The sequence below is a fragment of the Streptomyces sp. AN091965 genome (assembly GCF_022698285.1).
Taxonomy (GTDB): domain Bacteria; phylum Actinomycetota; class Actinomycetes; order Streptomycetales; family Streptomycetaceae; genus Streptomyces.
The window spans coordinates 7280652-7298292 of record NZ_JALDMY010000001.1; the positions used below are offsets into that span (position 1 = coordinate 7280652).

A 17641-nucleotide genomic window follows, 5' to 3' on the forward strand; every position below is an offset into this window, starting at 1 on the left:
CGTCCGGGCCGCGATACCCGCTCGCGCCGTGCGGGGCGCGAGGGCAGGATGCTGGGGAAGATCCCTGCCCCCGGGACCGCCGCGGGCAGCCGCCGCAGATGCTTCAGGAGGCCCGATGACCCCGGCCACGCCCGTGCCGTTCACCGCCGACGACTACCGCGCCCGGATGGACCGCGCCGCGCGCGCCGCCGCCGAGGCGGGCCTCGCGGGCGTCCTCGTCGCGCCCGGACCCGATCTGGTGTGGCTGACCGGCTACCGCGTGCCCGCCGACACCGAGCGGCTCACCCTGCTCGTGCTCGCCCCCGGCCAGGACCCCGTGCTCGTGGTGCCCACCCTGGAGGCCCCGGACGCCGCGCGTGCGGCGGGCGCGTCCGCGCTGACCCTGCGCGACTGGACCGACGGCGCCGACCCGTACGGGGTGGCCGCCCCGCTGCTCGCGAAGGACGGCCGCTTCGGTGTGAGCGACAACGCCTGGGCGCTCCATCTGCTGGGCATGCAGCGGCAGTTGCCCGGCAGCTCCTACGTCGCGCTCACCGAGGCCCTGCCGATGCTGCGGGCCGTCAAGGACGCGGCGGAGCTGGAGCGCCTCACCGCCGCGGGGGCCGCCGCCGACGCCACGTACGAGGAGATCCAGAAGGTCCCGTTCGCGGGCCGCAAGGAGACCGACGTCGCCGGTGACCTCGCCGACCTGCTGCGGCGGTTCGGGCACGAACAGGTGGACTTCACCGTCGTCGGCTCGGGGCCCAACGGCGCGAGCCCGCACCACGAGGCGGGCGACCGCGTCATCGCCCACGGCGACATGGTCGTCCTCGACTTCGGCGGCCTGAAGCACGGCTACGGCTCCGACACCTCGCGCACCGTGCACGTCGGGGAGCCCACCGCCGAGGAGCGGCGCGTGCACGACGTGGTGCGCGAGGCCCAGGACGCCGCGTGCCGCGCGGTGCGCCCCGGCATCGCCTGCCAGGAGGTCGACCGCGTGGCGCGCGCCGTCATCACCGACGCCGGGTACGGCGAGTACTTCATCCACCGCACCGGGCACGGCATCGGCGTCACCACCCACGAACCGCCGTACATGATCGAGGGCGAGGAGCAGCCGCTCGTGCCCGGCATGTGCTTCTCCGTGGAGCCCGGCATCTATCTGCCGGGCCGCTTCGGCGTCCGCATCGAGGACATCGTCACGGTGACCGAGGACGGCGGCCGACGCCTCAACAACACCCCGCGCGAGATGGCCGTCGTGAACTGAGGCGGCCGGGCTCAGCCCTGGGCGAAGTGCGCGAGGACGTCGTAGGGCGGCGGCAGCGGCCGGGCGCTCGCCCCGTCGAGGCGCCGCAGCTGGTCCGCGTCGAGCGTCCACCCCACCGCGCCCAGGTTGTCGGTGAGCTGCTCCACGGATCGCGCGCCGACGATCGGCGCGGTCACCCCCGGCCGCTGGAGCAGCCACCGCAGGGAGACCTGCGCGGGCGTGTGCCCTGTCTCCTCGGCGAGAGCCAGTACCGCGTCCACGACCCGCCAGGTCGCCTCCGTGGCCCGCTCGTCCCACTGCCCGCCGCCGCGCGCGCCCTGCGGCGGTGCGGCCATGCCGCGCCGGTACTTCCCCGAGAGCCACCCCGCGTGCAGCGGGCTGTACGGGATGACGCCGACACCCTCCGCGCGGCACAGCGGAAGCAGCTCCCACTCGGCCTCGCGCGCCAGCAGGTTGTAGATCGGCTGGAGGCACACGTACGGCTCCCAGCCGCGCGCGTGGGCCACGTCGCGGGCCTTCTGCAGCTGCGCGGGGCTGTGGTTGCTCACGCCGAGGTAGCGGACCTTGCCCGCCCGCACCAGGGTGTCGAGCGTGGACAGGGTCTCCTCGATCGGCGTGTGCGCGTCCCACACGTGCGTCTGGTACAGGTCCACGTGGTCGGTGCCCAGGCGGCGCAGACTCGCGTCCACCGCCGCCAGGACGTGCTTGCGGCCGAGGCCGCGCGCGTTCGGCGCCTCGCCCGTCGGCAGGAACACCTTGGTGGCGATCACCAGGTCGTCCCGTACGCGGCCCTTGAGCCAGCGGCCGAGCACCTCTTCCGACACGCCGTTGCCATAGGCGTCGGCGGTGTCGATGAACGTGCCGCCCGCCTCCGTGAACGCGTCCAGCATCGCGTGCGCGACCCGCTCGTCCGCCCCGCCGCCGAACATCATGGCGCCGAAGCACAGTTCGCTGACCCGGAGTCCCGTGCTCCCCAGCCGCCGCTGTTCCATCGTCGTGCCCTCCTCGAAGTCGCCACCAGGCTATGCCGGGGCGCCGACACGGCCCCCGGCTACTCCACGGCGAGCACCGCGCACGACTCGCCGGGCAGCCGCACGGTCCCGTCCGCGTCCGGGCCCTCGACGGGCTCCCACGCGGCGAGCACGCGCGCGTGGCGCACGCCCAACGGGACCTCGACGGCGCTCTTCGCGAGGTTCACCACGATCCGCAGGTCCCCGCGCCGCACGGCGAACCAGCGCGCCCCCGCGTCATGGGCGACGCGCACCGCGGCCAGATCGGCGTCGGTGAGGTCGCCCCGCTCCCGGCGCAGCGCGATCAGCTCGCGGTACCAGCCGAGCACGCGCGCGTGGTGGCCCTTCTCGCGCTCGGCCCAGTCGAGACAGGAACGCTCCCGCGTCGCCGGGTCCTGCGGATCGGGAATCTCCTCCTCCGCCCACCCGTGCGCGGCGAACTCCCGCCGCCTGCCCTGCCGTACGGCCCGCGCGAGCTCGGGGTCGGTGTGGTCGGTGAAGAACTGCCACGGAGTCGAGGCCGCCCACTCCTCGCCCATGAACAGCATCGGCGTGAAGGGACCCGTCAGCGTCAGCGCGGCCGCGCACGCCAGCAGCCCGGGGGAGAGCGTCGCGGAGAGCCGGTCGCCCTGCGCGCGGTTGCCGACCTGGTCGTGCGTCTGCGCGTAGCCGACCAGCCGGTACGCGGGCGTGCGTACGCGATCGAGCGGGCGCCCGTGCGCCCGGCCCCGGAAGCTGGAGTACGTACCGTCGTGGAAGTAGCCGCGCGTCAGCGTCTTCTCCAGGGCCGCGAAGGGGGCCGCGGCGAAGTCCGCGTAGTAGCCGTGGGACTCGCCGGTCAGCGCGGTGTGCAGCGCGTGGTGGAAGTCGTCGCTCCACTGGGCGTCGAGGCCCAGGCCGCCGCCCGCGCGCGGCGTGATGAGCCGCGGGTCGTTCAGGTCCGACTCCGCGATGAGCCCGAGCGGTCGGCCGAGCTCGGCGGCGAGCGTGTCGACGGCCGTCGCCAGCTCCTCCAGGAAGGGCCGCGCCCGGGTGTCGCACAGCGCGTGCACGGCGTCCAGGCGCAGCGCGTCCACGCCGTGGTCCCGCAGCCAGGCGAGCGCGCTGCCGACGAGGTACGCCCGCACCTCGTCCGAGCCGGGCGCGTCCAGGTTCACGGCGGCGCCCCACGGGGTGTGGTGCGTGTCCGTGAAGTACGGCCCGAAGGCGGGCAGATGGTTCCCCGACGGGCCCAGGTGGTTGTGCACCACGTCCAGGACCACGCCGAGACCCGCGGAGTGGGCCGCGTCGACGAACCGCTTCAGCGCGTCGGGCCCGCCGTACGGCTCGTGCACGGCCCACAGCGACACCCCCTCGTAGCCCCACCCGTGCCGCCCCGGGAAGGGGCACACCGGCATCAGCTCGACGTGCGTGACGCCCAGGTCCACCAGGTGGTCGAGGCGCTCCGCCGCCGCGTCCAGGGTCCCCGCGCGCGTGTACGTGCCCACGTGCAGCTCGTACAGGACCGCGTCCCGCAGGCCGCGCCCCGGCCACGGCGCGCGCCGGCCGAACCGCGTGTGGTCGACGACGGCGCTCAGGCCGTCGGGCCCGTCCGGCTGCCGGGCCGAACGGGGATCGGGCAGCACGGGGCCGCCGTCGAGCGCGAAGCCGTACCGGGTGCCGTGCTCGGCCGCCGCCTCAACGGCCCACCAGCCAGGGCGCCCCGGTTCGCGCGCCAGGGCGCGCGTGCCGCCCTCGGCGCCGCCCGGCCCCGGGTGCTCCAGGACCAGGTCGACCCGCTCCGCGCGCGGTGCCCACACCTCGAACCTCACCGGCAGCCCCCCTCGTTGGCCCCTGTGTCGCCGTCCCTCCATGGTGCGCCAGAAGTGATCGCGGCGGAGGAGTTCGGCCGATTCTGGACACCCGGGCTGAGCTGGCCGACAATCGTCGACGTGACCCTTTCTTCCGCGGCTTCCCCCGAGTACGACACACAGGCGGGACGGGTGAGCGACGCCGAGCGGGAGCGGGCCCTGGAGGTGCTCAGGGAGGGCGCGGCCCTCGGCCGCCTCTCGCACGACACGTTCGTCCGCCGCATGGAGCTGGCGCTGGCCGCCCGCAAGCGGCAGGAACTGGCCGTGCTCACCGCCGATCTGCGCACGGAGAACCGCTGGACGCGGCTCGCGCTGGCCACCGTCGGCGCGGTCTCCGGCTTCGGGGTGAAGCTGCGCCGGGCCTGGCAGGCGGAGAAGCTGCCCAAGCTGTTGCTCCCGGCGCCGGGAGCGTATCCGCTGCGCATCGGCAGGGACCCGGCGAACGGCCTGCGGCTGAGCCACGACACCGTCTCGCGCGTCCACGCCGAGCTGATCCACCAGGGCGGCCTGTGGGTCCTGCGCGACCTCGGCTCCACGAACGGCACGTCCGTCAACGGCCGCCGGGTGATCGGCGCCGCCGTCGTGCAGGACGGGGACCAGGTCTCCTTCGGCCACATGTCGTTCTGCCTCGCGGCGGCCTGAGGCCCGCGCGCCGGCCGCCCTCCCCAGGAGAGCCCGGCCCCTTCCGGACGCCCCTCACACGTCCCGTACGCGCGCGTGCCGGGCCGCCTCCACCGCCGTGCGCGCCTGGTGCTCGACCTGGCGCTCCAGCGGTACCCAGCGGGCCTCGAACCGGTCGGCGAACGCCTCGCTCCACCGCGTCACCAGGTGGTCGAGGCGGGGCGCCGCCCGGTCGTCGGCCTCCCGGAGGACGCGAAGGAGCATCGCGGCCGCCCGCAGCGGAAGGCGCCGCCCGAAGGCGTCCACGCTGCCGATGTACGCCATCGACGTCCCGGCGGGCGGCAGTCGGCCCCAGTCGTCGGCGAGCCCCGGCACCAGGTCGAGCGCCCACCGGGCCGCCCGCAACAGCGGCCCGTCCGCGCCCGGGAGCCGGGGCAGCGCGTCGCCGAGGACGTCCTCCACAAGCCCGGCGTCGTGCCGCAGGCGCCGGGCGAAGCCGCGCAGGGCCGCCCGGGGCGCCGGGTGCACGGCCATGTCGTCCACCATGTCGCTCGCCCACATCGGCACCTCCACGATGGCCGTCACGCCGCCGTAGCGGTGCGCGTGGTGCCAGGTGGTGTGCCGGGCGTCCTCCGGCAGGCTCGGATAGGCGGCCGCCGAGCCGGGCCCGGGCAGCACGTGGACGCCGGGCCCCGACACCGGCCAGCCCGCCGCGTCCGACGCGCCCGTCTCCACCGGAATGCCGAGGCGCGCCGCCGACGCGGCGAACGGCGCGGCGAGCCCGGGGATGTCCCGGGTCAGCTGCACCCAGCTGCCGCCGAGGTCGGTGCAGTGCAGCGACACCTGCAAGTAGGGCCGCAGTTCGTCGATGACGCCCTTCAGGGCGCGGGTCTCGGGCGGCAGCCGGTCCGGCGGAAGCACGGACGGCGACCACTCGGGCTGCTCCGGGCCCGCCGGGCGGAAGAAGTGCCGGTGGTAGTCCAGGAGGGTGCGCGGCGCCGGAGTGCGGTGCAGGTCGGCGCCGTCCGGGTCGGCGCACAGCAGGAAGTTCCAGGACGTGTCGGCCCGCAGCGCGGCGTCGCGCACCGTCCACTCGGCGAGGGCGACGAGGGTCGAGCCGCCCGTGGGTTCGTTGGCGTGCGCGCCCGCCACCACGAGCACCGCGCGCGGACCGTGGCCGACGGACAGCAGGTGCAGGGGGCGGCCCGCGCGCGAGGAGCCGACCTGGCGCAGCGTGCACAGATCAGGACGGTGAGCCGCCAGCTCCCGCGCGGACACGACGAGTTCGGGAACACTGGGATAGCGGTTCGCCGCCAGTTGACTCACCCCCGACTGGTCCGCTGACGCAATCCGCAGTACGCCACGCGGCGGTACGCGTGTCAAGCACCCCGAAGGCGGGCTCCACGGAGCCCACGCCTGGTACACACGGCTCCGCTCGCTCCATCCGTCCCATCCACGAGGCGGTATGCCCCGCTCCGGGCGGAGCGTGCCCCCGGCGCCCGCCGTCAGACGCGCTCCAAAAGAGCCACCGGAAGCGGCGCGAGCAGCTCGTCCACGCGCGTGCACCCAGCGAACTCGCGCCCCGGAGTGAGCAGATCGGTCCACGCCCCCTGGGGCAGCGAAAGGGCCGTGTCCCGCCAGCCGCCCGCGTCCGCGAGGCGCAGCGACAGCCGCGTCACGGCCACCACCACGCCCCCGGAGCGGCAGTAGGCCAGACAGTGCGGCGCGCAGGGCCCGGACGCCGTCAGCGGCTCGTACGTGCTGCCGCCCCCGAACAGGCCGGGCCGCCGCGCCCGCAGCCGCAGCGCCGCCGCGGTGACCGCCAGCTTCTCGTCCGACAGGTCCCAGGAGTCCCGCCGCGTGCCGAGCCCCTCCAGCAGGTCCGCGTCGAAGGTGGCGGGGCGCCGGTTGTCGGGGTCGACCAGGGCGTGGAAGGCGCGCTCCGTGCCCTGGTACAGATCCGGCACGCCCGGCATCGTCAGGTGCAGCAGGGCGCCGCTGAGGACGTTCACGCGCGCGTGCGGGGCGAGCTCGGCCGCGAACCCGGCCACCGCGTCCAGCGGAGGGCCGCACGGGCCCGCCGCCAGGAACGCCGTCACGGCCCCTTCGTAGCCCTCGTCGCGCTCCGTCCAGCTCGTGTGCAGGCCCGCCTCCCGCACGTGCTTCAGCAGGGCCTCCCGAAGCCGCCCGCCGTAGTCGCCGGACCCGGCGCGCGCGGCCGGGGCGAAGCCCACCGCCGTCTGCCAGGCGGCCCAGGCCAGTTGGGGATCGGGTGCCCGCGTGGACTGCCGCGTCACCTCGGCGAGCAGCGCGTCCCACCGCTCGGGGGCCTGCGTGAGCACGCTGATGCCCGCCCGCACCTCGGCGCTGCGCTTGGTGTCGTGGGTCGTCAGGGCCGTGCCCGAGTACGGCCAGTCGCGCCGCACGCGCGCGCAGTACGCGTGGAACTCCGGCACGTCGAGCGCGGGCCGCCCCGGCTCGCCGCCCACCTCGGCCGCCGACAGGAGCGGCACGTACCGGTAGAACGCGGTGTCCTCGACGGACTTGGCCCGCAGCGCCGCCGCCGTCTGCGCGAAGCGCGCCCGGAACGCCGCGCACCGCTCGTCGTCGCCCCGCCTGCCGAGCGCCAAGTCCCGTACCGCGTCGACCGCTTCGGCCTCTTCGGGCACCGTGAAGACCCGCCTGGCCTCGGCGGCCGCGCCCGCCGTCAGGACCGTCGCGGGGTCGGCGCCCCCGCGCGCGTAGGGACGGTAGACCTCCAGGCGCACGAGCAGCTCCCGCAGCGCCGTCCGCAGTGCCCACGGGGCGTGGTCCCTGAGGCCGGGGTCCGTCGCGCACAGCGCGTCCGCCTCGCGCGTCAGCCGCTCCACCTCGGCGGCCAGCTCCCGCGTGACGACCTTGTACGCGGCGCGCCGCACGGTCGCCCGCCAGTCGCCGCCCCGGTCGGCGGGCGGCGCGGCGAACCGGCGGTAGCGGCCGCCCAGTTCGCGGGCGCCCTCCTCGTCCGTGAGCACCCCGTCGACGTGCCGCAGCGCGTCGTAGCCGGTGGTGCCCGCCACCGGCCAGGCCGCGGGCAGGCGCTCGCCGTCGGCCAGGATCTTCTCGACGACCGTCCAGCGCCCGCCCGTCGCCTCGTGCAGCCGCCCGAGGTACGCCCCCGGGTCCACGAGCCCGTCCGGGTGGTCGACGCGCAGGCCGTCGAGGACGCCCTCGCCGAGCAGCCCGAGGACCGTGGCGTGCGTCGCCTCGAACACCTCAGGGTCCTCCACCCGTAGGGCGATCAGGTCCGAGATGGTGAAGAAGCGCCGGTAGTTGAGCTCGGTGCGGGCGAGCCGCCACCAGGCGAGCCGGTACCACTGCGCGTCGAGCAGCCGCGGCAGCGGCAGCCGCTCGGTGCCCGCGCGCAGCGGGAACACCCGGTCGTGGTAGCGCAGCACCTCGCCGTCGACGCGCAGGTGCGCGAGGTCCGCGCCGAGCCGGTGGCCGAGCACGGGCAGCAGCAGCCTGCCGCCGCCCGCCGCCCAGTCCACGTCGAACCAGCGCGCGTACGGCGACGCGGGCCCGTCCCGCAGCACCTCCCACAGCGCGCGGTTGTGCAGCGGGTCGGCCGCCATGTGGTTCGGCACGATGTCCGCGACCAGGCCGAGTCCGGCCGCCCGCGCCGCGCGCGCGAGCGCCCGCAGGCCCGCCTCGCCGCCCAGCTCGCCCCGCACGCGCGCGTGGTCCACGACGTCGTAGCCGTGCGCGGAGCCGGGCACCGCCTCCAGGACCGGCGACAGATGCAGGTGCGAGACCCCGAGCGCGGCCAGATAGGGCACCGCGGCCTCGGCCGCCGCGAAGGGGAACTCCGGACACAGCTGCAGCCGGTACGTGGCGGTCGGCGGCTGCGGGACATCGGGCGCGGGGCGCGGAGACGTCATGCGAACGTACGTACCCGCCCGGGCGGCTTTTGTGCCTTCGACGCATGCGTGGGTTCCAGGGAGCGTCGATAGCGTCCGACGATGACTGAGAAGGCGCGGTGCGCACGGGGCGTGCGGTACGGCCGGGTCCGGCGCACCGCCGACTCCTACCGGGCGGTGCTCGCGGTCACGGGGGCCGCGCTTTTGGTGATCTCGTTCCTGGGGCGGCTGCCCGTCGCCGTGATCCAGTTCGGCAGCGTGCTCCTGGTGAGCGAGACCAGCGGCTCGCTCGCGACCGGAGGAGCCGTGGCGTGCGCCCTCGCCCTCGGGCAGGTGACCGCCGGGCCGTTCGTCGGGCGGCTCGCCGACCGGCGCGGGCAGCGGCCGGTCGTCCTCGCCTTCGCCGCGCTCAACGCCGTCGCCGTCGCCGCCTGCGCGCTCGGCGCCCTGCTGCGGCCGCCCACGCCCGTCCTGCTCGCCCTCGCGGTCCTGGCGGGCGCGAGCGTGCCCGGGATCGGTCCGCTGGCCCGCGCCCGCGCGGTGGCGCTGCTGCGCCGCGAGGACGCCCCGCCCGGCCTGGTGAACGCCGCGCTGTCCCTGGAGTCCACGCTCGACGAACTGTCCTTCGTGCTCGGGCCCGCCCTCGTCGGCCTCGCCGCCGTCGCGGGCCACCCGGCGTACGCCTTCGCCGTCGCGGCCCTCCTGGTCGCCGTCTGCGGCACCGGCTTCGCGCTGCACCCGACGGCGCGGGCCGTGGCCCCGGCCGCCGCCCCACGCGCGCGTGGGGCACGCGCCGCGCTCCCGCGCACGGTGTACGTCGTCCGCGCCGGGCTGGTCTTCCTGGGGGTGCTGCTCGGCGCCTGCGGGGCCGGGATCGCGGCGCTCACCGAGGAGCTCGGCGCGCCGGGCCACGCGGGGCTCGTCTACGCCGTGATGGGCGTCATGAGCGCCGTCGCGGGCCTGTCCATGGCCGCGCTGCCGGACCGCTTCGGCCTGTACGGCCGCTGGCGCGCCGCCACGGCCGCCGCCGTGCTCCTGTCGCTCCCGCTGGTGTGGACGCACAGCCTGGTGGGCCTGTACGCCGTCGTGACGGTCTTCGGCGCGGTCTACGCCCCGAACCTCGTCACCGGCTTCGCCCTGACCGAGCGGGCCGTGCCCCGGCGGCGCGTCGCCGAGGGCATGACGGGGGCGGCGAGCGCCTTCGTCGGTGGCCAGGCGGTCACGCTCGCCGTGGCCGGGCGGCTCGCCGAATCCCACGGCCCGGGCGCCGCGTTCGCGCTGGGCAGCGCGGCCGCCGCGGTGGCCTGCGCCGTCGCCCTGGCCGCGCGCCCGCAGGCGGCCCCGGACGGGAGCGCGGTCCCCGACGGGAGCGCGGCCCCCGCACGCGGGGACCGCGCCGCCGAGGCGCCTACGCCGGACGCTGCAGCACCGTGAGGCTGCGGTCGGTCAGCGTCACGCGCTCGCCCGCCCGCACCTTGGCCCCCGTCCCCGGCGGCACCCCGTCCTCGCGCGCGGTGTCGACCACCACCTGCCACTGCTGTCCCTGGTTGACCGGCACCACGAACTCCAACGGGTCCGGGGAGGCGTTGAACATCAGCAGGAACGAGTCGTCGCTGATCCGCTCGCCGCGCGGCCCCGGTTCGGAGATCGCGTTGCCGTTGAGGAACACCGTCAGGGCCCGTGCCTGCGCCGCGTCCCAGTCCTCCCCGGCCATCTCCGCGCCCTCCGGCGTGAACCAGGAGATGTCCGACAGCTCGTCGTGGGTGCCCTCCACCGGGCGCCCGTGGAAGAACCGGCGCCTGCGGAACACCGGATGGTCGCGCCTGAGCCACGCCATCGCGCGCGTGAACTCCAGGAGGGTGCTCTCGCCGTCCGGCCAGCGCACCCAGGCGACTTCGTTGTCCTGGCAGTAGGCGTTGTTGTTGCCGCCCTGGGTGCGGGCGAACTCGTCGCCGTGGCTGAGCATCGGCACGCCCTGGGACAGCATCAGAGTGGCGAGGAAGTTCCGCAGCTGCCGGGCGCGCAGCGCGAGGACCTCGGGGTCGTCCGTGGCGCCCTCGGCGCCGCAGTTCCAGGAGCGGTTGTGGCTCTCCCCGTCCTGGTTGTCCTCGCCGTTGGCCTCGTTGTGCTTCTCGTTGTACGCCACCAGGTCGTGCAGGGTGAAGCCGTCGTGGCAGGTCACGAAGTTGATCGAGGCGAGCGGGCGGCGGCCGTCGCCCTGGTACAGGTCCGAGGAGCCGGTGAGCCGCGAGGCGAACTCCGCGAGGGTGCGCGGCTCGCCGCGCCACAGGTCCCGCACGGTGTCGCGGTACTTGCCGTTCCACTCCGTCCACAGCGGCGGGAAGTTGCCCACCTGATAGCCGCCCTCGCCGACGTCCCAGGGCTCGGCGATCAGCTTGACCTGGCTCACCACCGGGTCCTGCTGCACCAGGTCGAAGAACGAGGAGAGCCGGTCCACCTCGTGGAACTGCCGGGCGAGGGTCGCCGCGAGGTCGAAGCGGAAGCCGTCCACGTGCATCTCGGTGACCCAGTACCGCAGCGAGTCCATGATCAGCTGGAGCACGTGCGGATGGCGCATCAGCAGCGAGTTGCCCGTGCCGGTGGTGTCCATGTAGTACTGCGGGTCGTCCGTCAGGCGGTAGTACGAGGCGTTGTCCAGGCCCCGGAACGACAGCGTCGGGCCGAGGTGGTTGCCCTCCGCCGTGTGGTTGTAGACGACGTCCAGGATGACCTCGATGCCCGCCTCGTGCAGGGCGCGCACCGCCGACTTGAACTCCAGGACCTGCTGGCCGCGGTCGCCCCAGGAGGCGTACGCGTTGTGCGGGGCGAAGAATCCGATCGTGTTGTAGCCCCAGTAGTTGTTCAGGCCCATGTCGACGAGTCGGTGGTCGTTCACGAACTGGTGGACCGGCATCAGCTCCAGGGTGGTCACGCCGAGCCGCGTCAGGTGTTCGATGACCGCAGGGTGGGCGAGGGCCGCGTAGGTGCCGCGCAGCTCGTCCGGCAGCTCCGGGTGCAGCATCGTCAGGCCCTTCACATGGGCCTCGTAGATCACGGTCTCGTTGTACGGCGTGCGCGGCGGGCGGTCGTCGCCCCAGTCGAAGTACGGGTTGACCACCACCGAGGTCATCATGTGGGGCGCGGAGTCCATGTCGTTGCGCTCGTCCTGGGCGTCGAAGCGGTAGCCGTACACCTCCTCGCCCCAGTCCACCGCGCCGCTCACCGCGTGCGCGTACGGGTCAAGGAGCAGCTTCGCCGAATTGCAGCGCTGCCCGCGCGCGGGCTCGTACGGGCCGTGCACACGGAAGCCGTACCGCTGGCCCGGCATGACGCCGGGCAGGTACGCGTGCCGCACGAAGCCGTCGGACTCGCGGAGTTCCACCGCGGTCTCCGAGCCGTCGTCGTGCAGCAAGCACAGTTCGACGCGATCCGCGGCCTCGGAGAAGACCGCGAAGTTCGTACCGGCGCCGTCGTACGCGGCGCCGAGGGGATACGCCTGCCCAGGCCAGACCTGCATGTCCACGACTCTTCCACGCTCGTCGCCCCCGTGGGGGCCGCCTTGGCCAGAGTGTGCTCGAAAGTGGGGCAACCACAGAGGAGTTGAGTCCGTCTAACCGACTGACCACATACTCGACATGCCCATGAATTGGGCCCATCAGGGGAGATTGGGGGAGGATGTGCGCAAGCTAGCCAGACGCCACCTCGGGAAGGTCGTGGCGGGGGGTGCCCTCGCCGTGGCGGCCGGCGCGGCGCTGGTGGCCGTCACGCTGCCCGACCAGGCGGGGGCGGGGGAGTCCGACCGCAGCACGGCCGCGGGCTCCTCGCGCCAGGACGCCGTAGCGCCCGACGGCACCGTGGAGGCCGCGCCCGACGAGGGCTCCGAGGGGGTCGGCAGCGACCCGCTGACCGACGCCGAGACCGCGCGGGCCCAGAAGATAGCCCTGGACAGCAACGGCCTGCGCTCGCGCGCGCGGGACGTGGAGGGCGACCGGGGACCGGAGCGCCTGTCCACGAACCTCGCGGAGAACGAGCCGGGGGCGACCGGGGACGACGCGGCGCGCCGCGCGGAGATCGTCTACTACGACTACAAGAAGGACGCCGTCGTCTCCAAGACGGTGAACCTGAAGACCGGCAAGGTCGAGTCGACCAACACGGCCCAGAACGTCCAGCCGCCGCCCAGCGAGGAGGAGCTGACCGAGGCCGCGCGGCTGCTGATCGCCGACGAGCACGGCAAGGGCCTGCGGGACGACTACGGGAAGGCCACGGGGAAGAAGCTGGAGGGCCCCTCCGACCTGGACCTGAGCGGCTTCGTGTTCCGCAAGGAGACCCTCGACAGCGTCCCCGGCGACCTCCAAGACTGCGGCAAGCACCGCTGCATCCAGGTCGTGGCCAAGGTCAAGAACGGGCCGTGGATCGACACCCGGGCCTTCATCGTCGACCTCAGCGACCGCCACGTCGGCCGCGTCCGCTGACCGCCCGCACAGGGCATCCACACGTCTGCCCTCCTGACCGAAGGAGCCTCCTTCGCATGCACGTCTCGCACGGCAACAGACTCCCGCGCGCCCGTAAGGCGGCCGGTACGGCCCTTGCGGTCTCCGCGCTCCTGGGAGCCGCGATAACCACCGCGGGCCCGGCCACCGCGGCCCCCGGAGCCGCACCGCGGGCGCCCGCGGCCGGCTGCAGCGCCGACTACCGCATCGAGCAGACCCTCGACGGCGGCACGACCTGGCGCATGTGCTGGCACTACAACACGTACTCCGGGCTCATCCTCGACAACATCAGCTACCAGCCCAAGAGCGAGCCCAAGCCCATCCCGGTGCTGACCAGTGCCCGTCTCGCCCAGATCCACGTGCCCTACGACGACGGCGAGGCCGAGTTCGACGACGTCACGGGCACCGACTTCGGCCGGAAGCTGCAGAAGCTCAAGACGAGCGAATGCCCCGGCGGCACCATCAAGACGGTGAAGGTCCCGGACGGGGGGAACGTCCCGGGCCTGTGCACCACCACCCGCGCGCGGGGGCACGCCTACCGCCTCAACAACGACGCGAGCACCGGCGGCAGCGGCAAGGTCTACGCCTCCCAGGGCAAGGACCTGCTCGTCTACACCGTCAACAAGGCCTCCTGGTACGAGTACATCACCGAGTGGCGCTTCTCGTCGGACGGCACCATCCACTCCAACGTGGGCGCCACCGGCAGCCTGTCGCCGTACGACTTCGACGGCGGCGACGACCGCGGCTGGCCCATCGGCAAGGGCGACCAGGCCAAGGCCGAGAGCCACTCGCACAACGTCTTCTGGCGGCTCAACTTCGGCCTGGACGGCTCGCCCAAGTCCAAGGTCGAGCAGTACGACTCCAAGGTCACCCCGCCCAGCGGCCGGGGCAGCCCCACCACGAAGACGACCCGCACGCCCATCACCAAGGAGCTCGCGGGCGACCGCCAGGACATGCGCTGGTGGCGCATGGTCAGCACGGCGGGCAAGAACAAGGACGGCCACCCCCGCAGCTACGAGTTCGTGCCCGGGGCCAGTCAGAAGCACGCGGGCCGGCCGTTCACGCGGCACGACGTGTTCTTCACCGACTACAAGAAGTGCGAGCAGTACGCGAGCAACAACATCGGGTGCCCGAACGGCTACCCGGCCAGCGTCGACAAGTGGGCGAACGGCGAGACCCTGAAGCACCCCATCAGCTGGGTCAACATCGGCTTCCACCACATCGCGCGCGACGAGGACCAGCAGCCCATGCCGGTCCACTGGCAGGGCTTCTCGCTGGCCCCGCGCGACGTGACGGCCATGAACCCGCTCACTCCGCAGGACCTCTCGGACGTGAACGGACGGCCGCGGACCTGAAGTTGCCGCACGACCCTGCCCATCCGGCTGCACCGCGCGCCGGTCCCGGAGTACTCTTCCTTGATCGTTGACCGGGGGAGAGTCCGGGGGAGCGGAAGGCGGTGCACGGGTGAGCTCGGAGGGGCGCGAGCTGCCCCCTGGTGACGAGGGTCACGAGGGGAGCTCCGCGGACGTCCCGTCCTCGGCCGTGTCCTTGGCACGGCCGATGGAAGCGGTGTCCCAGATCGGACCCGAACTGGACTGGGACGCCGATGCCTGGCGCGAGGTGCGCACGCGCGCCCAGCGGGCCGGGCGGGCCTACATCTGGCTGAACCTCGTGGAACAGCGGCTGCGCGCGGTCGTGGCCGCTGTTCTGCGTCCCGTCTACGAACCCGTCCACGCGGACGACTGGGTGGTCGCCGCGGCGGGCCCCGCCGGGCAGGAGTGGGTGCAGCGGGCCGTCGCCGTGCGCGAGGTGAGCCGCCGCAAGGGCTACCTCCTCGACCCGGCCGACGACAACGTCCTGAGCTTCTTGACCCTGCCGCAGCTGCGCGAGCTGGTCGTCCAGCACTGGCCGTGCTTCGAGCCCTACCTCGACGACCGGCGCGAGGTCGAACTGGCCCTGGACGAGCTGGAGGTCACGCGCAACGTGGTCTCGCGCAACCGCGCCCTGTCCCCGACGGTCCTCGCCCAGGCCGAGCGCGCCTCCGCCCGCCTCCTGGAGATCCTCGGCGCGGGCTCGGACGCGCCCTCCGCGCGGCGCCTGCCGGTCGACGCCGTGGAACAGCTCGTCGGCGACCGGTACGCGGACGTCGTGGGCGTGCACGCGGACCGGGTGCGGCTCCTTCGGCAGTTCCCCGCGGAGGACCTCTTCGGGGGCGCCCGGCGCGTCGACGCGATCGGCATAGGCCTGAACCTGCTGGTGCAGAACTTCTCGGGCCGCCGTCTCGTCCGGCTCGCCGAGTCCGGCTGCCGGGTCCGGCTGCTCTTCCTGAACCCCGCGAGCAGCGCGGTCAAGCGCCGGGAGCGCGAACTGGGCCTCAAGCGGGGCGAGCTGGGCCGGGCCGTCGAGTCGAACATCCTCCACATGCGGCGCGTGCGCTCCCGCCTGCGCGACCCCGGCGCCTTCGAGATCCAGGTCTCCGACGAGACCCCGCGCTTCACGGCCTATCTGGTCGACGGCGACGGCTCGGACGGCATCGCGGTCGTCCAGTCCTATCTGCGCCGCACCCGCGGCATGGAGGCGCCGGTCCTGGTGCTGCGCGGCGGTGGCCGTGTGGTCAAGGCGGACGACCTCGGCGAGCAGGGCCTCTTCGCGACGTACCGGGAGGAGTTCGAGACGGCCTGGGCGGACTCGCGCCCGGTGTCGTAGGACGGCGTCCGGGGCGGTAGCGGAATCCGGCCATCTGATTGTCAGTGGCGCATGGGATCGTGGAGGCCACTGGGGGAACGCACCACGATGAAGGGGGCGGCCATGGGCTGGCACCGAGAGCTGCTGATCGGCTTCGACCTGGAGACGACGGGCACGGATCCGCAGGAGGCGCGGATCGTCACGGGGGCGGTGGTCGAGGTCAGGGCCGGACAGGAGCTGGGCCGCCGCGAGTGGCTCGCCGATCCGGGCGTGCCGATCCCGCCGGACGCGGTGGCCGTGCACGGCATCACCGACGAGCGGGCCGCCGCCGAGGGGCGGCCCGGCGCGGAGGTCGCCGACGCGATCGCCGACGTCCTCGCGTCCGCCTGGCAGTCGGGCGTCCCGGTCGTCGCGTACAACGCGGCGTTCGATCTGACCCTCCTGGCCGCCGAGCTGCGCCGGCACGGCCTCGCGCCGCTGCGCGACCGGCTCGGCGGGGCCGACCCCGCGCCCGTGATCGACCCGTACACCATCGACCGCTCGGTGGACCGCTACCGCCGCGGCAAGCGCAACCTCGAAGCGGTCTGCCGGGAGTACGGCGTGGTCCTGGAGTCCGCCCACGACGCCTCCTCCGACGCCCTCGCCGCGGCGCGGCTCGCCCGCGCGATAGCCGACCGCCACGCCAAGGTCGCCGACCTCGGCCCGGCGGAGCTGCACCGGCGCCAGGTGGAGTGGTACGCGGACTGGGCCGCGGACTTCCAGTCCTTCCTCCGCCGCAAGGGCGACACCACCGCGGTGGTCGACGGCACATGGCCCCTCCGGGAACCGGCGCGCGTGCCCTAGCGGGGGCTCCCGGTCGCGGCAGGGTTCAGCCCCTCCGGCGTGTGAGGAGCGGGGGTCTGGGGGCGGAGCCCCAGGAAGCGGGAAGGGGCGGGCCTGGGGCGCCACCGCGAGGGGCTAGAACGGGTGCCAGCGGACCTCGGTGTCGCCCTCGCGCAGCGAGGCCACGCGGCGGCGGAATTCGGCCAGCGCCCCGGCGTTGGCGGGCGCGTGCTGGGCCACCCAGGCACAGCTCGCGGTCTCCCGCGCCCCGCGCAGCACCCCGCACCCCTCCCACTCCCGCACGTCCCACCCGTACACCCGGGTGAACTCGTCGTACGCGTCGTCCCCGAGCCCGTACCGGTCACGGGACAGCGCCATGACGACCAGGTCGTGCTCACGCAGGTCCGAGGAGAACGTCTCCAGGTCCACCAGGACGGGCCCGTCGGGCCCCACCAGGACGTTGCGCGGCAGCGCGTCCCCGTGGACGGGCCCGGGCGCGAGCCGGGGCACGAGCGCGGCGGCGGCCGCCGCGAACCCGTCCCGGCGGTCGCGGAGATAGTCCGCGTCGGCGGGGTCGATCGCGTCCCCGGCGAGCCGCAGCCACCGCTCCACACCCCCGAGCAGCTCCCGGCGCGGCAGCTCGAACGGCGGCGCGGGCAGGGCGTGCACGAGCCGCAGGAGCGCGGCCAGATCGCCGGGGCGCGCGGGCCGCACGGCCGCGGGCAGCCGGTGCCAGACCGTCACCGGGTGCCCGTCGACGAGCCGCGGCCCGTCCTCGGCGGGCCGCACCGCGGGCACCCCGGCGTCCCGCAGCCACGCGCCGACGGCGAGTTCGCGCCGCGCCCGGTCGAGCAGTTCCGGCGCGGCCCGGCCGACCTTGACCACCAGGTCGCCCACGGCGAACACCGCGTTCTCGCCGAGGGCCAGGAGCTCGGCGCCCGCGCCGGGGCCCGCCGCGAGCCCCGCGGCGTCCAGGACCTTCCGTGCCCGTGCCTCGTCCATCCGTTGCCTCCCGCAGCCT

General features: G+C 74.5%; 13 protein-coding genes. 7 read left to right on the forward strand and 6 right to left on the reverse strand.

Annotation, left to right across the window (positions count from 1 at the left end):
• Positions 1-115: 115 nt before the first annotated feature.
• Positions 116-1243, forward strand: coding sequence for an aminopeptidase P family protein (locus MQV74_RS31060; RefSeq protein WP_242725183.1), 1128 nt, complete (start codon positions 116-118; stop codon positions 1241-1243).
• Between the two features lie 11 nt (positions 1244-1254).
• Here the strand turns inward: MQV74_RS31060 and MQV74_RS31065 are convergent, their stop codons facing one another.
• Both MQV74_RS31065 and treZ read right to left on the reverse strand, forming a co-directional pair.
• Complete coding sequence (locus MQV74_RS31065; protein WP_242725187.1) at positions 1255-2235, reverse strand: aldo/keto reductase; 981 nt, start codon at positions 2233-2235, stop codon at positions 1255-1257.
• Between the two features lie 59 nt (positions 2236-2294).
• Positions 2295-4064, reverse strand: a complete 1770-nt coding sequence (treZ, locus tag MQV74_RS31070) for a malto-oligosyltrehalose trehalohydrolase (protein WP_242725190.1) — start codon at positions 4062-4064, stop codon at positions 2295-2297.
• 120 nt (positions 4065-4184) lie between these two features.
• Between treZ and MQV74_RS31075 the strand changes: the two genes are divergently transcribed.
• Positions 4185-4745 carry a DUF1707 and FHA domain-containing protein gene (locus MQV74_RS31075; RefSeq protein ID WP_242725193.1) on the forward strand — a complete coding sequence of 187 codons (561 nt, stop codon included), beginning with the start codon at positions 4185-4187 and terminating at the stop codon, positions 4743-4745.
• 54 nt (positions 4746-4799) lie between these two features.
• Here MQV74_RS31075 and MQV74_RS31080 read toward each other — a convergent pair whose 3' ends face one another.
• The gene (locus tag MQV74_RS31080) at positions 4800-6050 is read right to left on the reverse strand and encodes a M14 family zinc carboxypeptidase (RefSeq protein WP_374120719.1); all 1251 of its coding nucleotides are present in this window, start codon (positions 6048-6050) and stop codon (positions 4800-4802) included.
• 179 nt (positions 6051-6229) lie between these two features.
• Complete coding sequence (gene treY, locus MQV74_RS31085; RefSeq protein WP_242725196.1) at positions 6230-8644, reverse strand: malto-oligosyltrehalose synthase; 2415 nt, start codon at positions 8642-8644, stop codon at positions 6230-6232.
• Between the two features lie 81 nt (positions 8645-8725).
• On the opposite strand from treY, the gene MQV74_RS31090 reads away from it, so the two are divergent.
• Positions 8726-10057, forward strand: a complete 1332-nt coding sequence (locus MQV74_RS31090; RefSeq protein WP_242725200.1) for an MFS transporter — start codon at positions 8726-8728, stop codon at positions 10055-10057.
• Here the strand turns inward: MQV74_RS31090 and glgX are convergent.
• On the reverse strand, positions 10032-12140 hold the full coding sequence (glgX, locus tag MQV74_RS31095; RefSeq protein ID WP_242725203.1) for a glycogen debranching protein GlgX: 2109 nt from the start codon (positions 12138-12140) through the stop codon (positions 10032-10034). The two genes, MQV74_RS31090 and glgX, sit on opposite strands and share 26 nt — an antisense overlap.
• Positions 12141-12300: 160 nt before the next feature.
• Here glgX and MQV74_RS31100 point away from each other — a divergent pair, with 160 nt between their 5' ends.
• The 4 genes from MQV74_RS31100 to MQV74_RS31115 all read left to right on the forward strand — a co-directional run bounded on the left by MQV74_RS31100 (position 12301) and on the right by MQV74_RS31115 (position 16641).
• Positions 12301-13095, forward strand: coding sequence for a Tat pathway signal sequence domain protein (locus MQV74_RS31100; RefSeq protein WP_242725206.1), 795 nt, complete (start codon positions 12301-12303; stop codon positions 13093-13095).
• A gap of 56 nt (positions 13096-13151) precedes the next feature.
• Positions 13152-14468, forward strand: a complete 1317-nt coding sequence (locus MQV74_RS31105) for a copper amine oxidase (RefSeq protein WP_242725209.1) — start codon at positions 13152-13154, stop codon at positions 14466-14468.
• A gap of 109 nt (positions 14469-14577) precedes the next feature.
• On the forward strand, positions 14578-15819 hold the full coding sequence (locus MQV74_RS31110) for an SAV2148 family HEPN domain-containing protein (protein WP_242725212.1): 1242 nt from the start codon (positions 14578-14580) through the stop codon (positions 15817-15819).
• Positions 15820-15921: 102 nt separating this feature from the next.
• Positions 15922-16641, forward strand: a complete 720-nt coding sequence (locus tag MQV74_RS31115) for a 3'-5' exonuclease (protein ID WP_242725215.1) — start codon at positions 15922-15924, stop codon at positions 16639-16641.
• Between the two features lie 114 nt (positions 16642-16755).
• Here the strand turns inward: MQV74_RS31115 and MQV74_RS31120 are convergent, their stop codons facing one another.
• Positions 16756-17622, reverse strand: a complete 867-nt coding sequence (locus MQV74_RS31120; RefSeq protein ID WP_242725217.1) for a phosphotransferase enzyme family protein — start codon at positions 17620-17622, stop codon at positions 16756-16758.
• Between the last annotated feature and the right edge of the window lie 19 nt (positions 17623-17641).